This window comes from Streptomyces sp. NPDC002490 (assembly GCF_040296045.1).
Classification (GTDB): domain Bacteria; phylum Actinomycetota; class Actinomycetes; order Streptomycetales; family Streptomycetaceae; genus Streptomyces.
On the sequence record NZ_JBEOWM010000004.1, the window covers coordinates 13,084 to 37,083 of the forward strand.

The 24,000-nt window shown below is 73.2% G+C and carries 24 protein-coding genes and 1 pseudogene; 11 read left to right on the plus strand and 14 right to left on the minus strand.

The window, feature by feature from the left end; genetic code table 11:
* Window positions 1–167: 167 nt before the first annotated feature.
* Window positions 168–878, minus strand: coding sequence for a winged helix-turn-helix transcriptional regulator (locus tag ABT092_RS03565; protein WP_351239323.1), 711 nt, complete (start codon window positions 876–878; stop codon window positions 168–170).
* A 130-nt stretch (window positions 879–1,008) separates the two neighbouring features.
* On the opposite strand from ABT092_RS03565, the gene ABT092_RS03570 reads away from it, so the two are divergent.
* The 7 genes and pseudogenes from ABT092_RS03570 (at window position 1,009) to ABT092_RS03600 (ending at window position 8,997) form a co-directional block, all read left to right on the plus strand.
* On the plus strand, window positions 1,009–2,217 hold the full coding sequence (locus tag ABT092_RS03570; protein ID WP_351239325.1) for a pyridoxal phosphate-dependent aminotransferase: 1,209 nt from the start codon (window positions 1,009–1,011) through the stop codon (window positions 2,215–2,217).
* A 54-nt stretch (window positions 2,218–2,271) separates the two neighbouring features.
* Window positions 2,272–2,865, plus strand: coding sequence for a histidine phosphatase family protein (locus ABT092_RS03575; protein ID WP_351239327.1), 594 nt, complete (start codon window positions 2,272–2,274; stop codon window positions 2,863–2,865).
* 17 nt (window positions 2,866–2,882) lie between these two features.
* Window positions 2,883–2,975 (plus strand): annotated as a pseudogene (locus tag ABT092_RS30995) (DNA-binding response regulator); the annotation flags it as partial.
* Window positions 2,976–3,115: 140 nt separating this feature from the next.
* Complete coding sequence (locus ABT092_RS03585) at window positions 3,116–3,745, plus strand: hypothetical protein (protein ID WP_351239329.1); 630 nt, start codon at window positions 3,116–3,118, stop codon at window positions 3,743–3,745.
* Between the two features lie 144 nt (window positions 3,746–3,889).
* Entirely contained in the window at window positions 3,890–6,106 is a 2,217-nt protein-coding gene (locus tag ABT092_RS03590; protein ID WP_351239331.1) for an alpha-N-acetylglucosaminidase, read from the plus strand.
* A 204-nt stretch (window positions 6,107–6,310) separates the two neighbouring features.
* Complete coding sequence (locus ABT092_RS03595) at window positions 6,311–7,756, plus strand: glyceraldehyde-3-phosphate dehydrogenase (RefSeq protein WP_351239637.1); 1,446 nt, start codon at window positions 6,311–6,313, stop codon at window positions 7,754–7,756.
* Between the two features lie 467 nt (window positions 7,757–8,223).
* A complete protein-coding gene (locus ABT092_RS03600) occupies window positions 8,224–8,997 on the plus strand; it encodes a hypothetical protein (RefSeq protein WP_351239333.1) in 774 nt (257 codons plus the stop codon).
* Window positions 8,998–9,051: 54 nt separating this feature from the next.
* Here ABT092_RS03600 and ABT092_RS03605 read toward each other — a convergent pair whose 3' ends face one another.
* Together ABT092_RS03605 and ABT092_RS03610 are read right to left on the minus strand one after the other, a co-directional pair.
* Window positions 9,052–10,668: an AMP-binding protein gene (locus ABT092_RS03605; protein ID WP_351239335.1), complete on the minus strand. Its 1,617-nt coding sequence runs from the start codon at window positions 10,666–10,668 to the stop codon at window positions 9,052–9,054.
* A complete protein-coding gene (locus ABT092_RS03610) occupies window positions 10,665–12,341 on the minus strand; it encodes an AMP-binding protein (RefSeq protein WP_351239337.1) in 1,677 nt (558 codons plus the stop codon). The genes ABT092_RS03605 and ABT092_RS03610 overlap by 4 nt, the downstream gene beginning before the upstream one ends.
* Window positions 12,342–12,518: 177 nt before the next feature.
* On the opposite strand from ABT092_RS03610, the gene ABT092_RS03615 reads away from it, so the two are divergent.
* Window positions 12,519–13,364 (plus strand): helix-turn-helix transcriptional regulator, encoded by an 846-nt coding sequence (locus tag ABT092_RS03615; RefSeq protein ID WP_351239339.1) that lies wholly within the window; start codon window positions 12,519–12,521, stop codon window positions 13,362–13,364.
* 9 nt (window positions 13,365–13,373) lie between these two features.
* Here ABT092_RS03615 and ABT092_RS03620 read toward each other — a convergent pair whose 3' ends face one another.
* Entirely contained in the window at window positions 13,374–14,279 is a 906-nt protein-coding gene (locus tag ABT092_RS03620; RefSeq protein WP_351239341.1) for a LysR family transcriptional regulator, read from the minus strand.
* A 130-nt stretch (window positions 14,280–14,409) separates the two neighbouring features.
* On the minus strand, window positions 14,410–15,633 hold the full coding sequence (locus ABT092_RS03625; RefSeq protein WP_351239343.1) for a thiolase family protein: 1,224 nt from the start codon (window positions 15,631–15,633) through the stop codon (window positions 14,410–14,412).
* A 177-nt stretch (window positions 15,634–15,810) separates the two neighbouring features.
* Between ABT092_RS03625 and rpmF the strand changes: the two genes are divergently transcribed.
* Together rpmF and ABT092_RS03635 are read left to right on the plus strand one after the other, a co-directional pair.
* Window positions 15,811–15,981 (plus strand): 50S ribosomal protein L32, encoded by a 171-nt coding sequence (gene rpmF / locus ABT092_RS03630; RefSeq protein WP_351239345.1) that lies wholly within the window; start codon window positions 15,811–15,813, stop codon window positions 15,979–15,981.
* 133 nt (window positions 15,982–16,114) lie between these two features.
* The gene (locus ABT092_RS03635; protein WP_351239347.1) at window positions 16,115–16,540 is read left to right on the plus strand and encodes a cold-shock protein; all 426 of its coding nucleotides are present in this window, start codon (window positions 16,115–16,117) and stop codon (window positions 16,538–16,540) included.
* A 108-nt stretch (window positions 16,541–16,648) separates the two neighbouring features.
* On the opposite strand, the gene ABT092_RS03640 is transcribed toward ABT092_RS03635, so the two are convergent.
* The 7 genes from ABT092_RS03640 to ABT092_RS03670 all read right to left on the minus strand — a co-directional run bounded on the left by ABT092_RS03640 (window position 16,649) and on the right by ABT092_RS03670 (window position 21,776).
* Entirely contained in the window at window positions 16,649–17,296 is a 648-nt protein-coding gene (locus tag ABT092_RS03640; protein WP_351239349.1) for an isochorismatase family protein, read from the minus strand.
* Window positions 17,297–17,445: 149 nt separating this feature from the next.
* On the minus strand, window positions 17,446–17,904 hold the full coding sequence (locus tag ABT092_RS03645; RefSeq protein ID WP_351239351.1) for a MarR family winged helix-turn-helix transcriptional regulator: 459 nt from the start codon (window positions 17,902–17,904) through the stop codon (window positions 17,446–17,448).
* A 101-nt stretch (window positions 17,905–18,005) separates the two neighbouring features.
* Window positions 18,006–18,392, minus strand: coding sequence for a 6-carboxytetrahydropterin synthase (locus ABT092_RS03650; protein WP_351239353.1), 387 nt, complete (start codon window positions 18,390–18,392; stop codon window positions 18,006–18,008).
* 202 nt (window positions 18,393–18,594) lie between these two features.
* Window positions 18,595–19,428, minus strand: a complete 834-nt coding sequence (locus ABT092_RS03655; RefSeq protein WP_351239355.1) for a hypothetical protein — start codon at window positions 19,426–19,428, stop codon at window positions 18,595–18,597.
* Complete coding sequence (locus tag ABT092_RS03660; protein ID WP_351239357.1) at window positions 19,421–19,999, minus strand: sigma-70 family RNA polymerase sigma factor; 579 nt, start codon at window positions 19,997–19,999, stop codon at window positions 19,421–19,423. The genes ABT092_RS03655 and ABT092_RS03660 overlap by 8 nt, the downstream gene beginning before the upstream one ends.
* Complete coding sequence (locus tag ABT092_RS03665) at window positions 19,996–20,139, minus strand: hypothetical protein (protein ID WP_351239359.1); 144 nt, start codon at window positions 20,137–20,139, stop codon at window positions 19,996–19,998. The genes ABT092_RS03660 and ABT092_RS03665 overlap by 4 nt, the downstream gene beginning before the upstream one ends.
* A 347-nt stretch (window positions 20,140–20,486) precedes the next feature.
* Complete coding sequence (locus tag ABT092_RS03670) at window positions 20,487–21,776, minus strand: methyltransferase (protein WP_351239361.1); 1,290 nt, start codon at window positions 21,774–21,776, stop codon at window positions 20,487–20,489.
* Between the two features lie 274 nt (window positions 21,777–22,050).
* Between ABT092_RS03670 and ABT092_RS03675 the strand changes: the two genes are divergently transcribed.
* Entirely contained in the window at window positions 22,051–22,380 is a 330-nt protein-coding gene (locus ABT092_RS03675; RefSeq protein ID WP_351239363.1) for a helix-turn-helix transcriptional regulator, read from the plus strand.
* A 132-nt stretch (window positions 22,381–22,512) separates the two neighbouring features.
* Here the strand turns inward: ABT092_RS03675 and ABT092_RS03680 are convergent, their stop codons facing one another.
* Together ABT092_RS03680 and ABT092_RS03685 are read right to left on the minus strand one after the other, a co-directional pair.
* Window positions 22,513–22,758 (minus strand): hypothetical protein, encoded by a 246-nt coding sequence (locus tag ABT092_RS03680; RefSeq protein WP_351239365.1) that lies wholly within the window; start codon window positions 22,756–22,758, stop codon window positions 22,513–22,515.
* A 143-nt stretch (window positions 22,759–22,901) separates the two neighbouring features.
* A complete protein-coding gene (locus ABT092_RS03685) occupies window positions 22,902–23,903 on the minus strand; it encodes an ABC transporter substrate-binding protein (RefSeq protein WP_351239367.1) in 1,002 nt (333 codons plus the stop codon).
* Window positions 23,904–24,000 lie beyond the last annotated feature (97 nt).

The window sequence follows — 24,000 nt, forward strand, 5'->3', positions numbered from 1 at the left end:
GGTCCGCGGCACCGGCGGGCGTGGGCACCGACGCGGCGGAGGCGATGCGGGGAAAGATCCTCCACCCCGGGGCCCGTTGCCTGGACTTCTTCCGGCTGACACCCGGTCATCCCAGCTCAGAGCCATGATCCGAACATGGCTGGAAAAATCACGGGGGTTCCCGCACCTCACCCGGCGCGATGGCCGGACGGGCCCGTCGAATCGCCCAGCAGGACCGCGAGTTCCCCCGTGCCGTCCACCCGGACCTCTCCCCGCCGCACCGCTTCGGCCAGGGCGAGGTCCCCGCGGGCGAGCGCCGCGCAGACGGTCGTGGAGAGGGCGAGCCGGGTGTCGGCACCCCCCGGCGCGGGCCCGTCTCCGTAGGGCTCGTGGCAGTCGTCCACGGGGAGTGCCCCGACCCGTACGTGGAACTCGCCCTCGTCCACCCGGACGTCGACGACGCCGGTCGCGCCCCCGGTGGGCAGCGCGCCGAGCAGACGGCGCAGCGGCAGGGCGAACCAGTGGGCGCGGACGGCGTCGGTGGGCCCGGGGTCGGTGAGCGCGGGGCCGCCCCAGGCGGCGAGGGCGTCGAGGACGGGGAGCAGGGCGCGCCCGCGGTCGGTGAGGGCGTAGACGGTGGCGGCGGCCGGGGCGGGCAGTCGTCGGCGTTCGGCGATGCCCTCGCGTTCCATGTCCTTGAGACGGGAGGCCAGCATGTCGGTGCTGACCCCGGGCAGGTCGGCGTGCAGGTCGGTGTAGCGGCGCGGTCCGGCGAGCAACTCCCTCGCGATCAGCAGGGTCCAGCGGTCGCCCACGGCGTCCAGGGCCCGGGCGGTGGCGCAGTACTGGTCGTAGCTGCGTCGGGGACGGCCCGACGCGGCGTGCAACTGACGTGGCATGCGCCGCAGTCTAGCCATGTCATTGGACTTTCCAAGCTCACACTTGGTAAAACCAAGCAACACGCCACACAGGGCGCCGCCGGCTCCGTCCCACCGGACGACGTCCGCCCACGGTCTGGGAGGCCCGCGCATGGAGTTCCGGCAGTCGAGCAAGCTCAACGAGGTCTGCTACGAGATCCGGGGCCCGGTGATCGAGCACGCCAACGCCCTGGAGGAGGCGGGCCACAGCGTGCTGCGCCTGAACACCGGCAACCCGGCGCTGTTCGGCTTCGAGGCCCCCGAAGAGATCGTCCAGGACATGATCCGGATGCTTCCGCAGGCCCACGGCTACACCGATTCGCGGGGCGTCCTGTCGGCCCGGCGCGCGGTCGCCCAGCGGTACCAGGCGCTCGGCCTGGAGGTCGACGTCGACGACGTGTTCCTCGGCAACGGGGTGTCCGAGCTGGTGTCCATGGCGGTGCAGGCCCTGCTGGAGGACGGCGACGAAGTCCTCGTGCCGGCACCCGACTTCCCGCTGTGGACCGCCGTGACCACGCTCGCCGGCGGCAAGGCCGTGCACTACCTGTGCGACGAACAGGCCGAGTGGTACCCGGACCTGGCCGACATGGCGGCCAAGATCACCGACCGGACCAAGGCCCTCGTCCTCATCAACCCGAACAACCCGACCGGTGCGGTGTACCCGAAGGAGGTCGTCGAGGGCGTCCTCGACCTCGCCCGCCGCCACCACCTGATGGTCTTCGCCGACGAGATCTACGACCAGATCCTCTACGACGACGCCGTGCACCACACCGCCGCCGCCCTCGCGCCCGACCTGGTCGTGCTCACCTTCAGCGGGCTGTCCAAGACCTACCGGGTGGCGGGCTTCCGCTCCGGCTGGCTGGTCGTCAGCGGCCCCCGCCAGCACGCCCGCAGCTACCTGGAGGGCCTGGCCATGCTGGCCTCCATGCGGCTGTGCGCCAACGCGCCCGCCCAGTACGCCATCCAGGCGGCGCTCGGCGGACGGCAGTCCATCCGCGAGCTGACGGCGCCCGGCGGACGGCTGCGGGAGCAGCGCGACCGCGCCTGGGAGAAGCTCAACGAGATCCCCGGGGTGTCCTGCGTCAAGCCCCGGGGCGCCCTGTACGCCTTCCCCCGGCTCGACCCGGAGGTGTACCCGATCCACGACGACGAGAAGTTCGTGCTGGACCTGCTGCTGCGGGAGAAGATCCAGGTCGTACAGGGCACCGGCTTCAACTGGCCGCGCCCGGACCACTTCCGCATCCTCACCCTGCCCCACGTGGACGACCTGGACGCCGCGATCAGCCGGATCGGACGGTTCCTCGCGGGGTACCGCCAGTGACCCGCGGCGCTCGCCGGTGCGCTCCCCCGGCCCGGCCGGTGGTATCAAGGGCCCATGGGTGATCTTCTTCTGGTCCGGCACGGGGAGACCGCGTGGTCGCTGTCCGGACAGCACACCAGCTGGACCGACCTCCCGCTCACCGCGAACGGTCGCGCACAGGCCCGGGCGCTGGCCCCGCTGCTCACCTCGCACCGGATCGCGTGCACCCTCAGCAGTCCGATGCAACGGGCCCGGCAGACCGCCGAACTGGCCGGACTGCCCGAGGTGCACGTCGACCCGGACCTACGTGAATGGGACTACGGCGGCTACGAGGGCCTGACCACGGTGGAGATCCACCGCACCCGCCCCGACTGGTTCCTGTTCGACGACGGAGTGACCGCCGGTCCGCCCGAGCACCCCGGCGAGAGTCCCGAGGAGGTGGGCGCACGGGCGGACCGGATGTTGGCCCGGGCCGATGCCGCGCTCGCCAACTTCGAGGGCAGCGTGGTCCTGGTGGCCCACGGCCACTTCCTCCGAGTGCTGGCCGCACGGCGCCTGGGGCTGCCCGCCTCGCAGGGCGCCCTGTTCCAACTCGCCACCGGAACGGTGTGCCGGCTCAGCACGGAGCACGGCCGCCCGGTCGTCGCCGGATGGAACGTCAGGCCCTGAGGTCCGCGTCGTCGAGGACGGGCAAGTCGCACGTGGCGGCCGTGCTGGCCAAGACCGGTGCCAGGGACCGCACGCAGGCGGTGATCGCGGCCTACGAAGGCGGCTTCGTGGGCGCCGAGGGCACGGACCCCCCGCCCGGCGGGTGGGGCCGGGCAGCAGACGGAACGGGCCGCCACCCGCGGTACTAGGCTGACCGGAGCGGGGGACGGGGCAGGGCGCCACCGGCGCTGCGAGCAGGGGAGGGCACGGCGTGGACCGGACACCGACCGCGGCCCAACGCCGCCTCATCGCCGCCGCCGATCCCGTGACCGGGCGGCTGCGCGGCGCCGCGGCACGACTCGCCGCCCTCGGTCGGCTGGGGCTCGCCTTCCGACACCCCCGGCCCCCGCACGACTGGTTCCTCACCCCGGCGGGCCGCCGGTGGACCCTCCCCCAGGAGCCCGCCCCGGCGCCGGCCGCGGCACCCGCGCCGCCGGCGGCGGTGTTCGCGGCCCGGATCGGCGGGGACGCACCGGACCGCGGGGGCGCCCGCCGGGCCCGTGAGGTGGCCAGCGCCTGGACGGGGCTGCTGGAGCTGCGGCGGATGACCCGGGCGGACGGCGCGACCGACCGGCCCTGTGCCTGGGAGCGGGCACATCTGGTACCGGCCGCGGCCCTCGCGCTGGAGGCCGCCGGCTGTGTACCTGAGACCGGGGAGGGCCCCGGCTACCGGGTGGTGGCCTCCGCCCAGCCGGAGGCGGTGGGCGTGCACGCGGCGGACCCGGCCGGGCTCCGCTCCTGCGCGGCGGCCCTGGAGGGGGCGGGCTGGCAGGTGAGCGAGCACACCGAGCCGCGCAGCGGCGGCCGTCGGCACCTGCTCGCCTCGCCGCGCCGCGGCTGACGGACGCCCCGACGCCCGCCGCTGAACGGGCGGACCCGCCGGGTGCGGGCCCTGCCTTCCCGACGACACGGGCGTGCGTTCCCCGCCCGACGGGAGCACAGCCGCTACACAGGTGCCGACCCCGACACCGTCCTGGGAGGCACCGTGCCGCTGCCCCGCCGCGCCCTGCTCCGCGCCACCGCCCTCGGGACGACCGGTGTCGCCCTCGCCGGCCTCGCCCCGTCCCCCTCGGTGGGCGCCCCGGCACCCGCCGACGGGGACGGAGCCGCCGCCCGGGCCGCCCGGCGGCTGCTGCCCCGCCACGCCGACCAGTTCGTCTTCCGCGCCCTGCCCGCAGCGGCGGAGAGCGGCGGGGCCGATGCGTTCGGGGTCTTTGGGGAGCGGGGGCGGATCGTCCTCGCCGGCACCACGCCGGCCGTCCGGCTCACCGCGCTGCGCTGGTACCTCAAGCACACCGCGCACGCGCACCTCGGATGGGCGGGCGAGCAGCTCGACCTGCCCCAGGTGCTCCCGGCGCCCCCGGCCGACACCGTGCGGACGGCCCGGGTGCCGCACCGCTTCGCGCTCAACGACACCAACGACGGCTACACCGGCGCCTACCGGGACTGGGCCTACTGGGAGCGGGAGGTGGACGTCCTCGCCCTGCACGGCTACAACCGGGTCTTCGTCCAACTGGGCGCCGAAGCGGTGCACCACCGGGTCTTCCAGGACTTCGGGTACACCGGGGAGGAGGTGCGGGCGTGGCTCCCGGGGCCGGCCCACCAGCCGTGGTGGCTGCTCCAGAACCTCTCGGGCTTCCCGGCTCCGCCGTCCCGCCGGCTGATCGGCGAGCGCGCCGCGCTGGGCCGGCGGATCTGCGACCGGCTGCGCGAACTGGGCATGGAGCCGGTGTTGCCGGGGTGGTCCGGGATGGTGCCCCCGGGGTTCGCGGACCGCAATCCCGGGGCGCGCACCATCGCCCAAGGCGAGTGGTACGGCTTCGACCGGCCGGACTGGCTGGACCCGCGCACCGGGGTGTTCGCGCGGGTCGCCGCCGCGTACTACGCGGTGCAGCGGGAGGTCTTCGGGAGCACCGCGTTCTTCAAGACCGACCTGTTGCACGAGGGGGGCACCGCGGGGGACGTGCCGGTCGGGGAGGCGGCCCGGGCGGTGCAGCGGGCGCTGCGGGCGGCGCGCCCCGATGCGGTGTGGGTGACGCTCGGGTGGCGGACGAACCCGCCGCGGGAGGTCGTCGAGGCGGTCGACCGGGAGGGCATGCTGGTGGTCGACGGGGTCGCCGACCGGCTCGCCGCGGCGCAGGACCGGGAGGCGGCCTGGGGCGGGACCCCGTACGCGTACGGCTCGATCTGGAACTTCGGCGGGCACACCGTGCTCGGGGCGAACGCGCGGGAGTGGGTGCGGGCGTTCCCCGAGCGGCTGGCCCGGCCGGGCGGTGCGCTGCGCGGCACCGCCCTGTTGCCGGAGGCGGCGGACAACAACCCGGCGGCCTTCGAACTCTTCTCCGAACTCGCCTGGTCGGACGGTCCGACGGACCTCGGCGACTGGTTCGCCCGGTGGGCGCACGCCCGGTACGGGGAGCCGGACCCGAAGGCGGCGGCGGCCTGGGACCGGTTGCGTCGGACGGTGTACGGGACGACCCGCGAGGACGGCTGGAGCGAGGGCGCCGACGGCTTGTTCGGGGCCCGTCCCTCGCTCACCGCGGTGCGGGCGGCCCGCTGGTCGCCGAAGGCGGTGCGCTACGACCCCGCGGAGTTCGCCCCCGCGCTCGGCGAACTGTTGGAGGTCCGTCCGGGACTGCGGAACTCCTCGGCGTACCGGCGGGACCTGCTGGACGTGGCGCGCCAGGTCCTGGCCAACCGGAGCCGGACCCTCCTGCCGGAGGTCAGGGCCGCGTACGAGGCCCGGGACGCCGGGCGGTTCGAGGCGCTCAGCGGACACTGGCTCGATCTGATGGACCTGTTGGAGCGACTGCTGGCGACGGACGGGGCCCACCTGCTGGGGCGGCACCTCGCCGAGGCCCGCTCCTGGGGCGGTGACGCGGCGGAACGGGAGCGGCTCGCCTACGACGCGCTGTCGCTGATCACCGTGTGGGGACCCCGTCGGGCGGCGGCCGCGGGGCTGCGGGACTACGGCAACCGGGAGTGGGCCGGTCTGGTCGGCGGGCTGTACCGGCAGCGGTGGTCGCGGTACTTCGCGGACCTCGCCGAGGCGCTGCGCACCGGCCGGGCCCCCGTCCAGACCGATTGGTACGCGGTCGAGGAGGAGTGGACCCGCTCCCCCGGGCCGCTGGCCACCGCCCCGCGGGGCAGCACCCATGCGGTGGCGACCGAGGTGTACGAACGGGTGGTGGCGGAGCGCTGAGCGGCCCGCGCTCCGGATGCGCCCCGGCTCGCCGGGGAAGAACGACGCGGGAAATCGTAGCAAAACCCACCAAAATACCCTATCTCCCTTGAGATCGTGACCCGAGTCACGGCACCTCACCCATCGACAAGCCTTGATCGATCAAAGTGCGAGGTGGTTACCATATGAGCGCCGCCTAGCTCGAAAGATAAATCTGTGACTGTCGTGACTGCCAACGAGGACTCCTTCACCAACTGGAAGACCCGCGAGGAGATCGCGGAGTCGATGATCCCGATCATCGGGAAGATGCACCGGGAGCGCGACGTCACCGTCCTGCTCCACAGCCGCTCCCTGGTGAACAAGTCGGTGGTGAGCATCCTCAAGACCCACCGCTTCGCCCGGCAGATCGCCGGGGAGGAACTCTCGGTCACCGAGACCGCGCCGTTCCTGCGGGCGCTCACCACCCTCGACCTGGGGCCCTCCCAGATCGACATCGGCATGCTCGCCGCCACCTACAAGGCCGACGACCGCGGCCTGTCGGTGGAGGAGTTCACCGCGCAGGCCGTCGCCGGAGCCACCGGTGAACACAAGCTGGAGCGCGGCACCGGACGCGACGTCGTCCTGTACGGCTTCGGGCGCATCGGCCGCCTGGTGGCCCGGCTGCTGATCGAGAAGGCGGGCTCCGGCAACGGGCTGCGCCTGCGTGCGGTCGTGGTGCGCGGGGGAGGCGAGAGCGACCTCGTCAAGCGGGCCTCGCTGCTGCGCCGGGACTCGATCCACGGCCAGTTCAACGGCACCATCACGGTCGACGAGGCGAACAGCACGATCATCGCCAACGGCAACGCGATCCGGGTGATCTACGCCAACGACCCCTCCGAGATCGACTACACCGAGTACGGCATCAAGAACGCCGTCCTGATCGACAACACCGGAAAGTGGCGCGACCGGGAGGGCCTCGGCCAGCACCTGCGGCCGGGCATCGACAAGGTGGTCCTCACCGCCCCGGGCAAGGGCGACGTCCCCAACATCGTCCACGGCGTCAACCACGACACGATCAAGCCGGACGAGCAGATCCTCTCCTGCGCCTCCTGCACCACCAACGCCATCGTCCCGCCGCTCAAGGCCATGGACGACGAGTTCGGCGTACTGCGCGGCCACGTGGAGACCGTCCACTCGTTCACCAACGACCAGAACCTGCTGGACAACTACCACAAGGCCGACCGTCGCGGTCGCTCCGCGCCGCTCAACATGGTCATCACCGAGACCGGTGCCGCCTCCGCGGTCGCCAAGGCGCTGCCGGACCTCAAGGCCCCGATCACCGGCAGTTCGATCCGCGTCCCGGTGCCGGACGTCTCGATCGCGATCCTCAGCCTCCGGCTGGGCCGCGAGACCACCCGCGAGGAGGTCCTCGACCACCTGCGCGACGTCTCGCTGCACTCCCCGCTGAAGCGTCAGATCGACTTCACCACCGCCCCCGACGCCGTGTCGATGGACTTCGTGGGCTCCCGTCACGCCTCGATCGTGGACGCCGGGGCCACCAAGGTCGACGGCGACAACGCGATCCTCTACCTCTGGTACGACAACGAGTTCGGCTACTCGTGCCAGGTCATCCGGGTGGTCCAGCACGTCTCCGGCGTGGAGTACCCGACCTTCCCCGCTCCGGCGGTGTAGACCGCGGGTCCCCGACCAGGTTCCCGCTGGAGGGGGGACGGACACGGCGGTGTCCGTCCCCCCTCCGCCCTTTCCCCTTTCCCCTTTCCCCTTTCCCCTTTCACCTTTCCCCTTTCCCCTCGCCGCTCCCGCTCCCTGGGCCCTCCCGGGCCGCCGCCCCGACCCGGTCGGGCCGGCATGGACCTCACCTGGCATGGGCATGATGTAGCGTCCCCACCTGTCAGCTGAGCATCGGGAGTCCCTGCGGGCCACAGGAACCCCACGCACGACGGGGCGGAGCGGACGGGGGGCGTGAACCGGCGCGTCAAAGGACCACGGGCATGGGGTGAAGTGCTGCGCGCGCGGGGGAGAGTGGAGCACGATGGAGGGGCCGTCGAGGTACCGCCCGGGAACGCTCACGGGTCGGCTCCGGCTGCCGGTGCGCCCGACGGCACCCACGGACCATCGAGCCCCGCCCTGGAGAAGTCATGACCGAGAGCGTGCCGGTGCGGTGCCCGATCTGCCGCCGCGACCACCGGTTCACCCCGACCGCCTACCCCTGTCCGTGCGGCGAGGTGCTCGCCCCCCGGGTCGCCGCGGACGGAACGCCCGAGAACGTGACCGACCGCGCCTGGGCGGCGGACTGGGTCACCGTCCCCTGCCCCTCCTGCGGTCGCGCGGACTCCTGGCCCCGGCCCGAACTGGGCTGCGTCTGCGGGGCCGTGCTGCGGGTGCCCCTGGCCGCACCGTGCGCACCCGACCCGGCCGCGGACGACCGGGACCGGACGGCCTCCCGTCCCGCGGACGGCACCGGCCGGGAACGGCGCGCACGCCCCCGGTACCCCGCGCACATCCCCCTGCCGGCGACCGCGCCCACTCCCCGCCCCGCCTTCCGGCCCACCGTGATCCGCTCCGCCCGGGACGCGGTGACGGTCACCGCGCTGTACCTGCGCTGGCTGGGCTGCCGGGACATCCGGCGGGCCGAGCCCCCGACCGCGTCCGGGGTGCACCTGTCCGCCGACGCCCTGTCCGCCGTGGTCGAACCGACCGTGCGGGTGGTCACCCTGCGGGACGTGGAGTGCCTCTGGCTGGCCGCCCTCGCCGAGGCCCGGCGCTGTGCGTACTTCGCCCTCTCCGGGTACGAGGACGGCGTCCCCGAACGCGCCGACGCGCTGGGGGTCCCGCTGTTCGTGGTGGACCTCACCGGGGTGCCCCGACCGGTCAACGGACCGGCCGAGGAACTGGTCTCCACCGGAGCCTGAGCCGCACCCGGGGAGAGGTCCGGGCCCCGCGCCGACACGGGGCCCGGACGACCGTCACTCCGCGAAGCGCTCGCGGAGTTCGACCTTGCGCGCCTTTCCGCTGGCCGTCAGCGGAAAGGCGTCGAGGAGGCGCAGCCGGCTCGGGACCTTGTAGTGGGCGAGCCGGTCGCGGCAGTACGCGCGCACCTCCTCCAGGGTGAGCGGGTCCGCGGGGTCGCGCAGGATCACGCAGGCGAGCACCTCCTCGCCGTAGCGCTCGTCCGGGATCCCGACCACCTGGACGTCCGCGATCTTGGGATGGCCGTGCAGGAACTCCTCGATCTCCCTCGGGTAGACGTTCTCACCGCCTCGGATGATCATGTCCTTGATGCGTCCGACGATCTGCACGTAGCCGTCCGGGCGCATCACCGCCAGGTCGCCGGTGTGCATCCAGCGCCCCCGGTCGATGACCTCCGCGGTGCGTTCGGGGTCGCCCCAGTAGCCGAGCATCACCCCGTAGCCGCGGGTGCACAGTTCACCGGGCTCGCCGCGCGGCAGGGTCACCCCGCTCGCCGGGTCCACGATCTTGACCTCGGTGTGCGGCAGGACCCGGCCGACGGTGCCGGTGCGCCGTTCGAGGTCGTCGTCCCGGCGGGTCTGGGTGGACACCGGGGAGGTCTCCGTCATCCCGTAGCAGATCGCCACCTCGGCCATGTGCATCTCGGTGACCACCCGGTGCATCACCTCCACCGGGCAGGGCGAACCGGCCATGATCCCGGTGCGCAGCGAGGAGAGGTCGTAGAGGGCGAAGTCGGCGAGGTTCAGTTGGGCGACGAACATCGTCGGCACCCCGTACAGGGCGGTGCAGCGCTCCCGCTCCACGGCCTGGAGGGTGGCCACCGGGTCGAAGGAGGGCGCGGGGATGACCACGCAGGCGCCGTGCGAGGTGGCGGCGAGGTTGCCCATCACCATGCCGAAGCAGTGGTAGAACGGCACCGGCACGCAGATGCGGTCCCGTTCGTCGTAGCCGATGGTACGCCCCACCCAGTAGCCGTTGTTGAGGATGTTGTGGTGGGAGAGGGTGGCCCCCTTGGGGAAGCCGGTGGTGCCCGAGGTGTACTGGATGTTGACCGGGTCGTCGCAGCTCAACTCCCTGGCCCGGAGGCGGAGTCGTTCGTCGAGTTCGGGGTCGGGCGCGAGCAGCAGCTCCTCCCAGGAGCGCTCCCCGATGTACGCCGTCGTCCGCAGCTGCGGACAGTCGCCCTCGCACTCCCGGACCAACGCCCGGTAGTCGACGGTCCGGTGGCCGGTGGCGGCGATCAGCACGGACACCCCGGACCGTCGCAGCACGTACGTCAACTCGTGGGCGCGATAGGCGGGGTTGACGTTCACCATGACCGCGCCGATCCGGGCCGTCGCGTACTGGACGAAGAGCCACTCCGGGCAGTTGCCCGCCCAGATGCCGACCCGGTCCCCCTTGAGCACGCCCCCCAGGAGCAGCCCGCGGGCCAGCCGGTTCACGTCCGCGTCGAACTGCGCGTAGGTCCAGCGGCGGCCGGAGACCAGGTCGACCAGGACCTCCCGGTCCGCGAAGGCGGCCACCGCGCGGTCGAGGTTCTCGCCGATGGTGTCCCCGAGCAACGGGGTGGGGTCGGTGCCGTGCGCGTAGGACGGCGGTGCGTCCGTCGTCACCGGACGTCCTCCTCCCGGTACTCGGTGGCGGACCCGTGCGCGGTGGCCTCCCGGAGCTCCACCCGACGGATCTTGCCGGAGACCGTCTTGGGCAGCGGGGCGAACTCCAGCCGCCGCACCCGTTTGTACGGGGCGAGCACCGCCCGCGAGTGGGCGAACAGCAGGGCCGCGGTCTCGGGCCCGGGGACGTACCCCTCGGCGAGCACCACGTACGCCTTGGGGACGGCCAGCCGCAGCGGGTCGGGGGCGGGGACGACGGCGGCCTCGACGACGGCCTCGTGCTCCAGGAGCGCGCTCTCCAACTCGAAGGGACTGATCTTGTAGTCCGACGCCTTGAAGACCTCGTCGCCCCGACCCACGAACGACAGCCGGCCGTCGGCGGCGCGGCGGCCGATGTCCCCGGTGCGGTAGTAGCCGCCGGACATGGCCTCGGCGGTGCGCTCGGGATCGCCGTGGTAGCCCGCCATGACGCCGACCGGCCGGTCGGCGAGGTCGACGGCGATCTCCCCCTCCTCCGCGCCGGGTTCGCCGGTGACCGGGTCCAGCAGCACGATCCGGTAGCCGGGGGCCGGGCGTCCCATCGAGCCGGGCACGACCCGTTGGCCCGGGGTGTTGGCGATCTGGACGGCGGTCTCGGTCTGGCCGAAGCCGTCGCGGACGGTGACCCCCCAGGCACTGCGGACCCGCTCGATGACCTCGGGGTTCAACGGCTCCCCGGCGGCCACCGCTTCGCGCGGCGGGGTGCGGAGCGCGTTCAGGTCGGCCTGGACGAGCATCCGCCACACGGTCGGCGGGGCGCAGAAGGTGGTGACCCCCGCCGCGTCCATCTCGGCCATCAGCCGGGCCGCGTCGAAGCGCGCGTAGTGGTGCACGAAGACGGTCGCCTCGGCGTTCCACGGGGCGAACAGGTTGGACCAGGCGTGCTTGGCCCACCCGGGCGAGGAGACGTTCAGATGGACGTCGCCGGGGCGCAGTCCGATCCAGTACATGGTGGAGAGGTGGCCCACGGGGTACGAGACGTGGGTGTGCTCGACGAGCTTGGGGCGGGCGGTGGTACCGGAGGTGAAGTACAGCATCAGCGGGTCGTCGGCGAGGGTCTCCCCGTCCGGCTCGAAGTGGGCGGGCACGGCCTTCCCGTCCGCGTACGCCAGCCAGCCCGGGACCGGTTCGCCGACCGCGATCCGGGTGAACGCGCCGGGGACGTCGGCGAACTTCGCGGTGTCCGCCGATCGGGTGATCACATGGCGGACCCGGCCGCGCAGCACCCGGTCCGCGAGGTCGGCGGGGCCGAGCAGCGGGGTGGCGGGGATGACGACGGCGCGCAGCTTCATCGCGGCGAGCGCGGTCTCCCACAGTTCGGTCTGGTTGCCGAGCATCACCAGGACGCGGTCTCCGGCGGCGACGCCCCGGGAGCGCAACCAGTTGGCGATCCGCGCGGAGCGGCGCGACAGTTCGGCGAAGGTGGTCCGCTCCTGCCGGCCGTCCTCGGCGGCGATGTGCAGGGCGACGCGGTCGTTGCCCTCGGCGATCACGTCGAACCAGTCGAGGGCCCAGTTGAAGCGGGCGGGGCGGGGCCAGACGAAGCCTTCCCGGGCGGCGGCGAGATCCGCACGGTGGCGCAGCAGGAAGTCCCGTGCGGCACGGAACTCCCCGGTGGCGGTGGTCGGGGTCAACCTGGCCTCCTTCGCTCACGGACGTCACGGGCAGCGGCGGGTGGTGCGCCCGGGCGCCCCCTTCGCGTGCGTCCCCTGCCTACCATCCTGGAATCCGTGATACAGGTCTCACTACCCCCGAACGGGGGTGGTGGCGAGCCGTGTGCGGGAACGGCCGAGCGGGAGGCGGACGGACCGGTGACGTCGACGAGGACGGACGCGGCCGAGATCGGGGCGGCGCTGCTGCGGTTGCGCCGGACGACCGGGTTGCCGGTCGCCTTCGGCGGGCTGATCGAGGCGGGCGGACGGCAGATGCGCATCCAGCAGTTGTCGGGCACGGCCACGGCCTCGCTGCGGGCGCTGGTGGTCTCCCTCGGCAACGGCCTGGGCGGCAAGGCGCTGGCCCGCACCCGCCCCTGCGCGGTGACCGACTACCGCGCCTCGCGCCAGATCAGTCACGAGTACGACGAGGCGGTCCGGCAGGAGGGCCTGCACGCGGTGCTGGCGGTGCCGGTCGTGGTGCGTCGACGGGTCCGGGGCGTGCTGTACGGGGCGCTGCGGGCGGCGCAACCGTTGGGCGACCGGACGCTCGGCGCGGCGGTCGCGGCGGCCCGCGACGTGGAGCAGGCGTTGGTGGTCCAGGACGAGGCGCGTTCGCTGTTGACCTCGTCCGGGGCGACCCGCGGCGACCCGGACGGGGCCCGGGCCGCGGCGTGGGAGCAGGTGCGGGAGGCGCACGGCGCGCTGCGCGCGCTCGCCCCGCGGATCACCGATCCGGGACTGCGGGCCGAACTGCTGGCCGCATGCGGGCTGTTGACGGGTGGCGCCGACAACGGTCGCCGCCCCGAGGCGGGGTTGACCGCGCGTGAGGTGGACGTCCTCGGCTGTCTCGCCTCGGGGGCGACCAACGCCGCTGTCGCGGAGCGGCTGGGACTGCGTCCCGAGACGGTGAAGTCGTATCTGCGGTCCACCATGCGCAAGTTGGGGGCGTCCACCCGGGGGGAGGCGGTGGTGGCGGCCCGACGGGCCGGGTACCTGCCCTGACCGCGGCCGTCACGGCTGCTCCCGTCCGGCGCGGTCGGTGACGGCGAAGGACCGCCGGAGGTGGGCGAGCGCCACCCGCACCGCGGGGTGGTGGCCGTTCTTCCAGACCAGTGCGAGCAGCGCCGGCGTCTCGACGTCGACGAGCGGGCGGGCGGTGAGCCGGTCCCGGTGGGCCGCGGCCATCGACGCGCTGAGGACCGCGACGCCGAGCCCCCGGGCCGCGAGGTCGACGACGGCGTCCGCAGCGCTGGCCTGCAACGCGACACGGGGGTGGAGGCCGCGGGCGGCGCAGGCGTCGTCGAGGACGGTGCGCAGGCCGGTGCCGGGCGGCATGCAGACGAGGGGGTGCGCGATCAGGTCGTCCAGGGTGAGGCGGCGCCGGCGTGCGAGCGGGTGCCGGGCCGGCACCGCCGCGACCAGCCGCTCGCTCACCACGGTCTGCGCCTCCAGTCCCTCGGGGGCGGCCGTCGCCGTGCCGATCAGGGCGAGGTCGAGGGCGCCGGCGCGCACCTCCTCGACCAGTCGGTCGGAGTTCCGTTCGGTGAGGACGACCTCCACCCCGGGGTGGGCCCGGTGGAAGGCGGCGAGGGCGTCGAAGAGCGGGGTGAGGGTGCAGCCGATCACCATGCCGACGGAGAGCCGGCCGCGGATCAGGTCGCTCACCTCGTCCACGGCCTGCCCCACCGCGGCCGCGGCGGCGAGCGCGCTCCGGGCGTGGACGAGGGCCGCCCGACCGGCCGCGGTGAGGGCGACGGTGCGGGTCGACCGGTCGAAGAGCTCGGCGCCCAGCGCGCGTTCCAGGTGGCGTATCTGGGCGCTGACCCCGGACTGGGAGATGTGCACGCGGCGGGCGGCCCGGGTGAAGCTGCCCTCTTCGGCCACGGCGACGAAGTACTCCAACTGCCTCAGGTCCATGAGGGGTGATTCTAGGTTCCAGAAGATCCATCTGTTGGACTTCTGATGGGCGGGCGACGGGAGTTGGCTGCGGGTGCTCGACCAGCCGGAGTTCGTCCGGCCGACCGGCTGAGCCCCGCCCGGCCGGGGTTCAGACGCGTTCCACCAGCAGCGCGACGCCCTGTCCGACGCCCACGCAGAGCGTGGCCAGCCCGTACCGGGCCCGCTCCCGCTCCAGTCGCCCCAGCAGGGTGAGCAGGACCCGGGCGCCGGAGGCGCCGAGCGGATGCCCCAGGGCGAGGGCCCCGCCGTCCGCGTTCACCCGTTCCTCGTCCAGCCCCAACCGCCGGATCACGGCCAGGGTCTGGACGGCGAACGCCTCGTTCACCTCGACGGCCCCCAGGTCGTCGGTGCGCAGCCCGGCCCGGGCCAGCGCCTTCTCGGTGGCGGGCACCGGGCCGATCCCCATCAGCTGCGGGGGGACGCCGGTCGCGGCGGAGGTGACCACCCGGGCCCGGGGGGACAGTCCGTACCTGCGGACGGCGGCGGCGCTCGCCACGACCAGGGCCGCGGCGCCGTCGGACAGCGGCGAGGCGGAGCCGGCGGTGACCACCCCGTCCGGGCGGAAGGCTGGGCGCAGGGCCGCCAGCTTCGCCAGGGTGGAGGTGGGACGGGGGCCCTCGTCGGAGGTCACCGTGGTGTCCGCGACCGGCACCGGCACGATCTCGGCGGTGAAGCGCCCGGCCTCCCGGGCCGCGACGGCCCGCTGGTGGCTGCGGAGCGCGAAGGCGTCCGAGTCGGCGCGGGTGATGCCCTCCGAGGCGGCGACCTCCTCGGCGGTCTCCCCCATCGGCAGGGTGACCCGCACGGCCTCGGGGCCCGCGTCGGCGGGCACCGCGCGATCGGCTTCGGTGAAGCGCGGGTGGGTGAAGCGCCAGCCCAGCGAGGTGTCGTGGAGCGGGCCGGGGGACGCCCAGGGGGTACCGGGTTTGGCCATCACCCAGGGGGCCCGGGTCATCGACTCCACTCCGCCCGCGACGACCAGGTCGGCCTCCCCGGACCGGACGGCCTGGGCGGCGGAGGCCACCGCGGTCAGCCCCGAGGCGCAGAGCCGGTTGACGGTGTAGCCGGGCACGGTCGCGGGGAGGCCGGCGAGCAGCACGGCCATCCGGGCCACGTTCCGGTTGTCCTCGCCGGCCTGGTTGGCGGCGCCGAGGACCACCTCGTCCACGGCTTCGGGGGGGATGCCGGCCCGGCGGACCGCCTCCCCGACCACCAGGGCGGCCAGGTCGTCGGGGCGGACGGTGGCCAGGACGCCGCCGTAGCGCCCCTGGGGGGTGCGGGCACCGTCGACCAGGAACACCTCGTCGGACATGGGCGGACTCCTTCACGGCGGGACGGAACCCGGCGGGGGTGCGGCGGGGTGCCGGGCGCACCGCAAGCTAACCGAACGGTCGGTCGACGGGCAAGGGCCCCCACCCGCACCCCTCGCCTTTGGTATTGATTACCGTTTTCATATAGCGTCGAGGACGTTCCCGACCAGGAGGTTTCCATGGCAGTCCCCAAGCGCAAGACGTCCCGCAGCAACACCCGCCACCGCCGGGCGCAGTGGAAGGCGAGCCCGCAGCAGCTGGTGCCGGTCACCGTCGACGGCACCGTCCACCGCGTACCGCAACGGCTGGTGCGGGCCTACGAACGCGGACTGCTGCACCCGGAGGACTGAAACCGCGCCGGGCCGCCGGCGGCGCCGCGACCGGGCAGCGGGGTACTGGTGTGCGCAGGGCGGCTCGCGTAGGCTTCGTGACCTGTGGTGTTCCTACCGGGCATGTGGCCCGGTTTTCTGTGGGGGTGACGGCATGGTTGCCGGTCGTGTGGTGCGGTTCGACGGTTTGCGCGGTTACGGATTCATCGCTCCGGATCTCGGTGGGGAAGACGTGTTCATGCACGTCAACGACCTGCTGATGCCGGAACAGCAGGTGCGTCCGGGACTCGCGGTCGAATTCGAGATCGAGGAAGGGGAGCGCGGCCCCAAGGCGTCGGACGTGCGGCTCGCCGAGGGAGCGGTCCTGCCGATCCCGGTGCGCAGCGGCGGCGCCGGTGTCGCGCGCCAGGTACAAGTGGACGACGATTCGCTGTGTGATGTGCTCACGTCGGAGGAGTTCCTCCACGACGTGACCGAGGTCCTGCTGTCCGCGGCACCCTCGCTGACCGGGGAGCAGATCCTCGCGGTCCGCCGCGGGCTGCTCCAGTTCGGCAAGAACCACGGGTGGACCGAGGGCTGACCCGGAACGGACCGGTGGCCCGGGCGGATTCCTTCCGCCCGGGCCACCGGCCTTTTCGGGAGTCCCCGTCACCCACGAGCGGGGTTCCCGAGGGGGGTGCGGTCCCGTTCAGCCCTGTCCGCCGCTGGCGGAGGAGTGGCTGGCGATGACCGCGCCGTAGAACGGCATGGCCAGGCTGCTGAAGATGTCGGCGGTGCCGGGGCCGCCGGGGTTCTTCCAGTCCCGCAGCAGTTCGGAGACGACGCCGACCGTGCTGTTGAGGGTCGCGCCCGCGTTCTGGAGGCGGAGCAGCGAGGTCTCGCGGGCCAGCTTGTTGGTGGTGCCGGAGGCGTCCGTCACGGCGTGCACGTGGTAGCCACGGCCGAGGGCGGAGAGCGAGGCGAACATCAAGCACACGTCCGTGATGACGCCCGCGATGATCAGGTTGGGGCGGTCCATCGCACGGACGGCCTCGTCGAACCGCGGGTCGTCGAAGGCGTCGACCTCACCGCTGCGGTGGATGATCGGCGCACCCTCGGGCAGTTCGGCGACCAGTTCCGGCAGGAGCGGCCCGTTGGGGCCCTGCGGCGCGGAGGTGGTGGCCACGATCGGGAGGCCGAAGACCTTGGCGGTGCGGGCGAGGGCCTGGGCGTTGCGGCGGACCTCGTTCTGGTCGTGGTCCTGGACACCGAGGATGAGACCCGCCTGGTGGTCGACCAGCAGGATCCCGGTGTTCTCGGGGGTCAGCCGGTCGGTGAGGTAGCTGTTGCTGCTCATGTCTTCCCGTTCCTTGGGGGTCGGGCCGTGGGGACGGCCCCGGCTTGTCGCGCTTTTTGTTGCTTGCGCAAGCACCATAACCCAGAACGGGCGACCCCCATTCCCACCCTTCACCCCCGCACGGAGTGATCTGGGTCACATGGTGGGGGTCAGCCCTCGGAGACCTCGGGCGCCTTCAGCCGGGCCACCAGGGCGTCCAGGGTGCGCAACTCGTCGTCGGTCAGCTTGCCGGCGAAGGTCCGCTCGACCACCTCGGCATTGGTGCGGACCGCGGCGCGCAGCAGCTTGCGCCCCTCCTCGGTCAGGGTGATCATCGCGCCGCGCTGGTCCTCCTCCAGCGGGCTGCGGGCCAGCAGTCCGCGCTGGGCGAGCCGGTCGAACAGTCGACTGAGCGCGCTCTGGGTGAGGACGACCCGCTCCTTGAGGTCCTTGAGCCGGGTCCCGGCCAGCGGAATGTTCACCAGGACGTCGAACTCGCTGATCGACAGGCGGTGCCGGTCCGCGAGCGCCCGCTCGATGGCGGTCAGCACCTCGTGGTTGACCTCCATGTAGGCCCGCCACACCCCGACCTTGAACCCCCGGGACACCACCCGCTCCGACTGCGCCACCACGATCTCCTCCACACCTGCATTTGCTTGCGTATGCACCATTCTCGCAGGTGGTGGCGGGACGGGGCGCGGCACCGGGCCGAGCCCGGTGCCGCGCGCGCTCAGGAGGTCAGCACGGCCGCGCCGCACCGTCCGCTGTAGGGGCCGTGGACCCGCACCCCGCGCAACGGCAGCCGGGCGGACCACTGCGCGTAGACCCAGCGGGCCAGCTCGTCCGGGCCGGCCCGGTGCCGCAGCTCGTCCGCCACCTCGTTGAGGTGGGCGTCGTCCAGGCTCCGTCGGGCCCACCGGGCGAACTCCGCACACGCGGCCCTCGCCGATTCCGTCCCGTCCGGTGGCATCCCGTCCGGGCTCTCGTCGGGCAGGACCGTCTCCAGGGTGACGATCCACAGGTGGCTGTGCGCCACACCCGCACACGGGTGGCCCGGCGGAAGGCCGTGCTCCGTATGCGTCGCGCTGAAGTACACCGTCTCCGTGCCTAGCGCCATCGGGCACTCATCCCTTTCCCTGTCGGGCGACGACTTCTCGTCCGTCCGTGTCGAGTTGACCCGCCCACGCTGCCACGCCCGCCGGCCCGGTACCAGTGGCACGACGGCGACCGGGTGATCCATCGACCGACGGACACCCGTACGGCCTCCCTGCCGGAACCCGCGCACGGCGGCCCGGAGCCGCTCGGTCCGGAAGCCCGGCTCAGCGCCCCCCTCCACCGCGGTGGGCCGTGGCCACACCGCCGTGGGCGCGACGCCGTCGCGCGGGGAGGTCGGATTCCCCGCGCCCACCTCCCTGGACGACGGGTTCGCTGGTCAGATTGCGTATGCGGTCGGTGAATCCCGGTTCCGGAAGCGGAAGTTCGACGTCCTCGTCCACCCACGCCACAGCGGCGGACACGTAATCCAGGACCGCGTCGACCACGGCCGGCACCCGCCAATCGGCGCTCACCCGTAGCGCGTTCAACACCCGTAGCGTGGTGTCGAGGCCGGCGTCGGCGGCGTCGAAGTGTCTGAGGTCGTCCGGCAGTTCGGCCGAGATGCGTCGTACAGGAATCGGCTCCGAAGCCCGTAGCGGGCGCTGCTGCTGGACGTACCACCAACTGGCAGGGGCCTCCTCCCCCAGCGCCAGGTGGTGGAGGTACAGACAGGAGACGGCAGTCGGCTCCCCGGCCCCCGCGGCGTACTGCCACCAGAACCGTGCGGCCTCCTCCCCGCCCTCGCCCTCCGCCAACTGGAGGAGGCAGCCGAGCAGCAGCGCCCCGTCCGGTTCGGGCATCGCCCGGGCGAGGAAGTGGCGCAGCCGACCGAGTGCGGCATGGGTGACGACCGTCTCGCAGAGGGTGGTCAGCCGGAGCGCGGCGGCCCGCCGGGCGTCACCCCGCGCGGCCCGACCCTCCCCCGGTGGGCGCGCCTCGGGCAGGGCGGCCGACCGGGCGGCGATGCGGACCTCCGCCGCGGCGATGTCCGCGGTGGTGCAGGGACCGTCGTCGACGAGTCGGGCACGGGAGAGCCGGTCCAGCAGGTCGTCACGCACCGGAGCGTCCCTCCATGGTGGAGCGGTCGGGCCCGAGGATCTCCCGCAGCCTGCGCCGGGCGTGCCGGTCGCTGGAGCGGACGGCGGCCTGGGAGATGCCGAGTTCGTAGGCGATGCGCTCCACCGGCAGGTCGAGGAGGTAGCGCAGCACGGTCACGTCCTGCTGCCGTTCCGGGAGTTGACGGATGGCCCTCATCAAGGTGAGGGACTCCTCCAGTTGGGCGATCGGATCGACCGTGGCGCGCAGGGCGACGGTCTCGAAGGCGGCCTCGTCGAGGGGTTGGAGGCGCGGGCGGGCCCGCCGGTAGTGGTCGGCGACCTGGTTGCGCAGCACGGCCCAGGCGTACCGGTCGGGGCTGTCGCTGCTCAGGACCTGCACCCACTTGGTCAGCAAGCGTTCGAAGGCGGCGTCGACGGCCTCTTCGGCGTCCGCGTGGTTGCGTAAGAAGGCCCGGGCGTAGCGGAGGTAGGCCGGGCGGTGCATCTGGTGGAACGCCGAGAAGTCGATCGGCGGGGCCGGAGGCATCGACGTGACGCGCTGGGGCGTGGGGGCGCCGTGGTTCTGGATCACCGGCCCTCCCGCGCGGAGCGGGGCGGGGCCGGCGGGGTGCCGGGGCCGCTCCCGGGGGTGCGGGTCGGTCCGGTGGCAGCCCGGGTGACCGGCCCGGGGGCGGTCGCCCCGGTGGACTTCGCGGCACGTGTCGTGGTCATGAATGGTTCGGTTCCCCTCGCCGGTCGCCCGGCGGCCGGCCCCGCTTCGCGCCCGGGGGACCGCCGAGAGTGCGTCGCACTGCGCACGTCACCCTTCAGGACTGATCTGAACGGCATTGTGTGCAAAGGCAATTCGACTTTGCCATGGGGATCTTCCAAGTTTTGCTCATTACTGACCACCGGAGTCCCTTTGCCCAGCAACTTCGATCTTCGCGACCGGGCCCGCAGCACCGCCCCGACCAGCCGATCGGCGGACCGCTCCGACCACGGACGTCCGTTTGCACCGCGTTCGCCACCCCCACCCCGGAAGGATGGTGACTTAGGTCACACTGCACGGGGGTGGCCGGCTACCGGTCCGTGACCGCGAGGACCAACAGGCGGTGGTCCCAGCCCACATCGCGGACGGCCCGGACGCCCAGCCCCGCCCGCTCCGCGAGGGCGGTCAGTTCGGCGAGCGTGCGCACCCCGGTACCGAAGGCGCACCGCAGACGCAGGTGGTGCAGGGCCGTCTCCGGATCGGCGAAGGCCGCCAGGTCGCCCGGGGCGCCCTCGGGGCGCACCTGCTCGACCATCACCACCGTGCCCCCGGTCGGCAGCGCGACGACGGTCTCCCGCAGGGTCTGCACCGCGTCCTCGTCGGGCAGCCAGTCCAGCAACCGCGAGAGCAGGGCCGTGTCACCGCCCGTCGGCACCGGCCCGCTCTGCACCACCAACTCGACCCGGGCCAGGGCGTCCGCGTCCAGCACCCGCTCGCGCAGCACCCGCACCGCCGAGGGCAGGGCGGCGATCCGTACCGACACCTCGGGAACCGCCTTGACCAGGGCGTTCACCAGTGCTCCGACACCGTGGCCGGCTGCCGTGACGGTGCCCGCCGAGGCCCAGTCATGGCCGGTGACCACTCCCGGCGCGAACCAGAGCGCCTGCTCCTCGATCAACTCCCGCGCCGAGCCGCCGAGCCGTTCGTCCTCGCGCATCGCCACCGCCAAGGGCAACCCGGTCGCGGTGCGGTACCGGTTCCCGTCCCCGCCCCGCAGGGCCTCCGGCAGCCCGGCCAGGGAGAGGTCCAGCGCCGCCTGGGCCAGCTCCAGGTGGTACTCGTCCGCCGAGTGGTCGTCCTCGACGAGTTCCTCTCCCACCGCCGTCAGCCGCAACCCCTCCGCGCCGGACTCCAGGAGCCCGAGGTCCATCAGGTACGCCAGCAGGGCCGTGCACGCGTCCGGGGCCCCGCCGCAGCGACGCACCAACTCGGCGGGGTCGCGCACCCCGTGGTGCACCAGCTCGAACAGACCGAGGGTGACCGCCGCACGGATCGCGAACCCCGGTGCCAGATCGGTGAGTTCGTGCAAGCGCTCGTGGACGGCGTCCTCCTCGGGAGCCGCCGCGGACTCCTCGACGACCGTCCCCTGAGCGGCCACCGGCCCCGCGGCCACCGGGCGACGCCAGTAGCCGGTGATGTGGGTCCACTCCCGGGGGACCCCCCGCTCCACGGCCAGGTGACGACGGACGCCCTTCAGGGTGACCGCCTCCCCCGCCGCCCAGACGAACACCGTCCCCGGCCACCACTCCAGGTCCCGCACCGCCCGTTCCTGTACGTTCCGGTGGGCCGGATCGTGGTGCAGGCGGACGGTCGGGAGCACGAACTGTCGGCCTCGGTGGCCCTGCGGATCCCGGCGCACCTGCGGCACAGCGCGCGGTTCGACAGCGACTCGTTGATCGTGGTGGAGACCTTCGACCCCGATGACCACCGGTTGCCCTTCGTCGAGGCCACCCCGGTCAACGTCACCGACGCCCAACGGCGACTGCTGCTGGGGCGGATGCGCAGCTCCGAGGCGCCGGAGAACGACCCGGTGGTCTTCACGGCGCTCTCCGCCGGGCACCGGGACTGCCTGCCGCTGCCCCAGCCGACCAGTCGTGCGGCGCTCGGTGTGGCACTGGCCCTGGACCCGGGACCCGGGCGACCCGAGGACGGCGACCGAGTGGGCGCAGGAGCTATACACCAGCTCCACGAGCCTGCGGCGGGCCTTCCGCGCGGAGACCGGGCTGGCCTTCTCGGAGTGGCGCACGCGACTGCGGCTGAACCACTCGTTGCCGCTGCTGGCACAGGGCCAGTTGGTGAGCACGGTGGCGGCCCGGGTGGGGTTCGTCAGCACCAACGGCTACATCCTGGCCTTCCGCCGGCACTTCGGGCGGACCCCGGGCGCGTACGTGCGGGAGTCGGCGGCCGACGCACCGGCCGCGTAGTCCGGGCGGACGCCGCACCGGAAATCCCCACGATCGGAGCACGGGCGGCCGGGACTCCGCACCGACGGCTACCGGGCTCGCCCCCGGCACCGTTCCCGATGCGGAAGCCTTCGGAGAGCCCGGCGGTGTGCCTCAGTCAGGCAGGAGTTCGGCCGGGCGGCGGGGCAGGATCTCGATCTGCTCGTTGGTCACGTCGATGCTCTGACGCAGGAGGGCAGGGTCAGGCAAGGGGCGTGGAACGGGCAGGTCGTCGTGCGCGGTGCAGCGGAGGGGCGGGGTCCGTCCGACGGTCTGCCCCCGGGCCCGGGCCTCGATGCCGACGACCCGGGCGGGGGAGGGAGTCGAGTCCCAGGCGGTCCGGGCCGGCCCACCGCCCACCCGCTGCCGATCGTGGGCGCGGGTGAGGCGTCGGTCCGGATGCGCAGGGCGCGGCGACCGCGGGATCGTCCGCGCTGATGGCGCCCGGGCCCGGGAGGCGGGTCGGACCCGTACCGTCCCGGGCCGCAGGGAGCGGGCGGTGCCTACTTGGTGAGCACGGTCTCCAGCTCGGCGAGGATCTTGGTGGCGCCGGTGTAGCCGATCGCCTGGATCCACAGCTCGTCCTTGACGGCGTGGGTGTTGCCCTTCTTCACGGCGTCCATGTTCTTCCACAGCGGGCTGGCGAGCACCTGGGTGGCCTTGGCCTTCTTCGGGTCGCCGATGGTGGAGTGGAAGATGACGTCCGTGTCGGCCATGTCGATCTTCTCGGGGCTCACATTCAGCATGAAGCCCTCCTCCGCCTTGTCCGTCACGGCCGGACGGCCGAGGCCGACGTCCTTGAAGATCGTGCCGAGGTAGTTCTCCTTGCCGTAGATGCGGATGTCCGCACCTTCGACGAAGCGGACCATGTTGACCTCGATGGCGGCGGCCTTGTCCTTGCCGCCCAGCGCCTCGGTGACCTCCGCGGTGCGCGCCTGGTAGGCGGCGATCGCCTGCTGCCCCTCGGTCTTCTTGCCCACCGCGTCGGCGTGGACCAGGAAGTTCTCCTTCCAGGGCAGGCCGGTGGTCTCGGTCATGACGGTGGGCGCGATGGCCTTCAGCTCGTCGTACCGGTCGCCGTGGCGGAGCTTGCTGGTGAGGATCAGGTCGGGCTTGAGGGCCGCGACCGCCTCCAGGTTCGGCGTGGTCATCTCCCCCACCAGCTTGGTGTCCTTGACCTGCTCCGCCGGGACGTGCCCGGGGAATCCGGACACCGAGTCGGTGCGGGTGGCGCCGACCGGCTTGACGCCGAGGGTGATGAGCGAGTCCAGCTCGGCGGTGTCGAGGGCGACGATCCGCTGCGGCTGCGCCTTGACCTCGACGTCACCCATGACCGTCTTGATCGTGCGCATGTCGGTGCCGGCCGTGGACTTCCCCTCGCTCTTCTTGGCCTCGCCGTCGGCGTCCGAGTCGGACGAGCCGCAGGCCGTCAGGGCGAGGGAACCCGCGAGGGCGGAGGCGAGGGCGATGGCCGCGCGGCGGCGGACTGCGGTCTTGGCGGTCATGGTCTCTGCTTTCCGGTGCAGGGCACGGCGGCACATCCACCCGGCTAGATTTGGTTAGGCTTGGCTAAGTTTAGATCCTCCTTTACTCCACCTTGAC

Bases quoted from the DNA above. Each gene is read 5' to 3' on its own strand.
- ABT092_RS03565 (WP_351239323.1), bottom strand. From the start codon at position 878: ATGCCACGTCAGTTGCACGCCGCGTCGGGCCGTCCCCGACGCAGCTAC.
- ABT092_RS03570 (WP_351239325.1), top strand. From the start codon at position 1,009: ATGGAGTTCCGGCAGTCGAGCAAGCTCAACGAGGTCTGCTACGAGATC.
- ABT092_RS03575 (WP_351239327.1), top strand. From the start codon at position 2,272: ATGGGTGATCTTCTTCTGGTCCGGCACGGGGAGACCGCGTGGTCGCTG.
- ABT092_RS03600 (WP_351239333.1), top strand. From the start codon at position 8,224: ATGACCGAGAGCGTGCCGGTGCGGTGCCCGATCTGCCGCCGCGACCAC.
- ABT092_RS03620 (WP_351239341.1), bottom strand. From the start codon at position 14,279: ATGGACCTGAGGCAGTTGGAGTACTTCGTCGCCGTGGCCGAAGAGGGC.
- ABT092_RS03625 (WP_351239343.1), bottom strand. From the start codon at position 15,633: ATGTCCGACGAGGTGTTCCTGGTCGACGGTGCCCGCACCCCCCAGGGG.
- rpmF (WP_351239345.1), top strand. From the start codon at position 15,811: ATGGCAGTCCCCAAGCGCAAGACGTCCCGCAGCAACACCCGCCACCGC.
- ABT092_RS03635 (WP_351239347.1), top strand. From the start codon at position 16,115: ATGGTTGCCGGTCGTGTGGTGCGGTTCGACGGTTTGCGCGGTTACGGA.
- ABT092_RS03640 (WP_351239349.1), bottom strand. From the start codon at position 17,296: ATGAGCAGCAACAGCTACCTCACCGACCGGCTGACCCCCGAGAACACC.
- ABT092_RS03650 (WP_351239353.1), bottom strand. From the start codon at position 18,392: ATGGCGCTAGGCACGGAGACGGTGTACTTCAGCGCGACGCATACGGAG.
- ABT092_RS03665 (WP_351239359.1), bottom strand. From the start codon at position 20,139: ATGACCACGACACGTGCCGCGAAGTCCACCGGGGCGACCGCCCCCGGG.
- ABT092_RS03685 (WP_351239367.1), bottom strand. From the start codon at position 23,903: ATGACCGCCAAGACCGCAGTCCGCCGCCGCGCGGCCATCGCCCTCGCC.